General features: G+C 38.2%; 3 protein-coding genes and 1 pseudogene. All 4 read right to left on the minus strand.

Annotation, left to right across the window (positions count from 1 at the left end; all coding sequences use genetic code 11):
- Positions 1-326 precede the first annotated feature (326 nt).
- Entirely contained in the window at positions 327-881 is a 555-nt protein-coding gene (locus EKM76_RS13025; RefSeq protein WP_020923829.1) for a recombinase family protein, read from the minus strand.
- A gap of 321 nt (positions 882-1202) precedes the next feature.
- Positions 1203-1265, minus strand: a pseudogene (locus EKM76_RS13890) (helix-turn-helix domain-containing protein); the annotation flags it as partial.
- Between the two features lie 102 nt (positions 1266-1367).
- Positions 1368-3047 carry a D-lactate dehydrogenase gene (dld, locus tag EKM76_RS13035; RefSeq protein WP_003603298.1) on the minus strand — a complete coding sequence of 560 codons (1680 nt, stop codon included), beginning with the start codon at positions 3045-3047 and terminating at the stop codon, positions 1368-1370.
- A gap of 204 nt (positions 3048-3251) precedes the next feature.
- Positions 3252-3353: a hypothetical protein gene (locus EKM76_RS13875; RefSeq protein ID WP_128211902.1), complete on the minus strand. Its 102-nt coding sequence runs from the start codon at positions 3351-3353 to the stop codon at positions 3252-3254.
- Positions 3354-3362: the final 9 nt, after the last annotated feature.

The raw sequence follows: 3362 nt of genomic DNA on the forward strand, positions 1-3362 counted from the left end.
GTTGAGGAAGGAATCGAATATTTCAATCACCACAATCGCTCAGCACAAAGAAACGGCCTCACCCCAGATGAATACTGGAGTGAAGCCGCTTAGAAACAGATTCAACTTTATATTATTTCATTTGTCAACTTGACAGGGCCTAGTGCAAACAATTGAGTAGGCCTTTTGTAGTACAAATTAATCCTTATCACAACTAACCTCAATAGCACAACAGGTATAAATAGTGCCTAAAATCCCTAAATAAATTTCTCTCACAACTGTTTAATAAAGCGGCAATCCCCGTTGTACGTGATTAATTAAACATTCAATTCTTAAAACACCTATTTTTAAATCGACTTAAACCGTCGCTGCTGCGTGCGTTTACTAATCCCCGTTTTTCGTTCAATCATCTTGTAGGTCATGCCTTGTTTTCGCAGCTCATAAGCAAATCTGATTTGTTCATCAGAATACGTTTTCGGTCGCCCTTCCCGAAACAACGGATCATGTTGCTTGGCATACAATTTACCTTCTTGTGTGCGCGTGACAATCATATCGCGTTCAAACTGCGCAAAGGCGCTAAATATTGTAAAGACTAATTGGCCAGTCGGCGTATTGTCAATTAAGCCCATATTCAAAATGTTGACTTTGACATTTTCTTTAAACAACTCTTGGATAATGGCTAATGCCTCGCGCGTGTTCCGCGCAAACCGATCCAGCTTAGTGACAATCAAAGTATCGCCTGTTTTTAGAACGCGCAACAGTTTTTGAAACTCCGGTCGTTCAGTAGTTGTGCCGGTAAACTTTTCCTGAAAGATTTTTTCTGCTCCTGCCAATTTTAGTAACTCAATTTGATTTGCTAATTTTTGATCAGTGGTACTGACCCGCGCATAGCCATATTTCATCTTTTTATCTCCTTACTTATGTCATTAAGTAATGACACGGTTCTAACCCTTTAATTATACAGTATCAAAAAAGAGGCCACAACTGTTAAGTTGTGACCTGATTTGCTCTGTTAATTATGGTTCTATGATATTTGGTGTTTAAGTATAAGAATAGTGTTGATGAATTTTATCTATCAACACCAAATATCATAGGCCCCAAAATTGTCTGACCAGTGTTTGGACAAAAAAGACCAGCTTCCTTTAAAATGGTGTTTATCACAAACCCATTTTTAGGAGCCGATCTTTTTTGTCCGAACAGCGTCGGATTAATTTTACAATCTACCTTTCATGATGAAGTGTTTCGATGACAACGCGGTCTTCAAATGATAAAATAGTGGTGCCCATAAAGGTCCTTCTTTCTAGTGGAATGTTGTGATGACACCATTAAAGACCTTTATGGGTTTTTCTGTCCACTAATATGTTCAACTTAAATTTTACAATCTATCTTTAGTATTCGCCCCAATATTTAGACATTGTTTGTTTACCAACGCCAGGGTTGAAACTATTAGTTGGATCATTTTTCTTATAGTGCTTGATTAAGGCCGGTGCTGCCAAATATAGATGCCCAACATTGTGTTCGGCTGGATAAACAGCGTGACGCTCATCCAAAATTTTAAGCATTTCTTTTTTAAGTTCATGCGCATCGACGCCAGGTTTTAGAATATAATCCTGGTGCATAACGTGATCAAGTAAGTGACCATAATAAATTTTGTGTTCTATTTTGTCTTCAATCTCTTTAGGCAAATGCTCGAACCACTTATAATCATTACTTGCCAACGCGATATCTAGTGGCAAAATGTCAATACTATCCTGTTTTAATTCTTGATATCGAATCGCAACCCCAGCTGTTACATAGCGGTGAGTTGCCGCTTTACTGGTCTCATTGGCATCGGCTTCAAAGTAGTCGCCACTGGCTTTGTCAAAATAAGATTTGAGATACTCTCGCGCTTCTTCAATACCATTACCAGCCATTTTCAATTGTAGGTAATGGTCGTACTTTTCGTAATAATCATCTAACCGCTTTGGCATTTGATTAGGAAATAAATTACTTAATGTTTGAAGCAAACGATCTGGGAAATAAGGTTTGAAAAACGGAATGTGCTTCAAAAAGCGTTCGCCCCATGCTTTTAGCGCAAACATTTGGGGCAAATGACCCGTACCAATTTTTTCAATCACAATTAGTGAGTCTTTACCATATTTCTTGGCCAATTTATAAGCATTTTTATGCATATATTCACCAGAAACAGGCAATTCTTTGAATGTCGTCATAATATGGCGACGAATATCTTCCAACTCATCGGGATTATTCGTTCCAATGTAAAACATTTGTGTTTTTTTATCCATTGGGAATGTATCTAAGCGGACAGCCAATGCCGCAACGTGACCGGACGATCCAGATACTTCATACAATTCTTTAGGATTTGCATTGTATCGAATAGGCTTATCAGATTCAACGTCACGCACAACCTGTTCATGATGGAACATTGAAGCATGATGTTCAGTAGCTGGTACTTGATTCAAATCAAAATTGCGGTTCTGCAAATTAGTAATAATCTCTTCGGGCGTTTTGCCCAAATCAATGCCTAAATGGTTAACTAAGTGCATTTCGTCATGTTCATCAATCCAAACATACAATGATAGCTCTGTATAAGCTGGACCTCTTCTGATCAAAGCACCACCAGAATTGTTGTTAATACCACCAATGACCGATGCACCCAAATTAGATGAGCCAATGACTGAATGTGGTTCACGTTTAAGTGGTCGCAATTCATTTTCTAAGTGAAACAGTGTCGTACCGGGGAATGCTAGTACTTGTTCCCCATTATTGATTAACTGTAAATCTTTAATTTTCATGCCGTTCACAACAACTGCAGAACGGTCATAACCTGGGGCTGGTACGGATCCCTCAGTCAAACTAGTGTTGGCTGCTTGCATAATAATGATAATATTGTTATCATGCAAAACATTAAGCACACGCCACATTGCCATTAAAGTGGTTGGAAATACGACTGCAACTGCATCGCCCTTACCTGAGCGGTACCCTTTCCTAAAACGTAAAGATTTTGCTTTGTTAGTAATAACATTTTTTTTACCAACAACATTGACTAGTTCTTCGACTAAGTCCATATTAACTTCTCCCCTCTATAACGTTTGTAAAAAACGTTTTAATCATTACGCTTTCAATGATACGCTTTTTTTGATGCGTATCTGGATTGAAGTCAATATTTGAGACAGATTTTAAGAGACATTCAGAACCGCGTTTACCTTCCACAGCTCAAATAAATCATTAATTGCGATTAATAACTTATTTGAACCCTGGAAAGCATTAAATCAGGCGGCCATTTGGCTCGTAAGTGTTGCAATTTCAACTTGTAAGGGGGTCTGGTAGCCCAGTGAACTATGAATTCTCTTCCTATTGTAGAAAGCATGCACATATTCAAA

Source organism: Loigolactobacillus zhaoyuanensis (assembly GCF_003946385.1).
Classification (GTDB): Bacteria; Bacillota; Bacilli; order Lactobacillales; family Lactobacillaceae; genus Loigolactobacillus; species Loigolactobacillus zhaoyuanensis.

Bases quoted from the DNA above. Each gene is read 5' to 3' on its own strand.
- EKM76_RS13025 (WP_020923829.1), bottom strand. From the start codon at position 881: ATGAAATATGGCTATGCGCGGGTCAGTACCACTGATCAAAAATTAGCA.
- dld (WP_003603298.1), bottom strand. From the start codon at position 3,047: ATGGACTTAGTCGAAGAACTAGTCAATGTTGTTGGTAAAAAAAATGTT.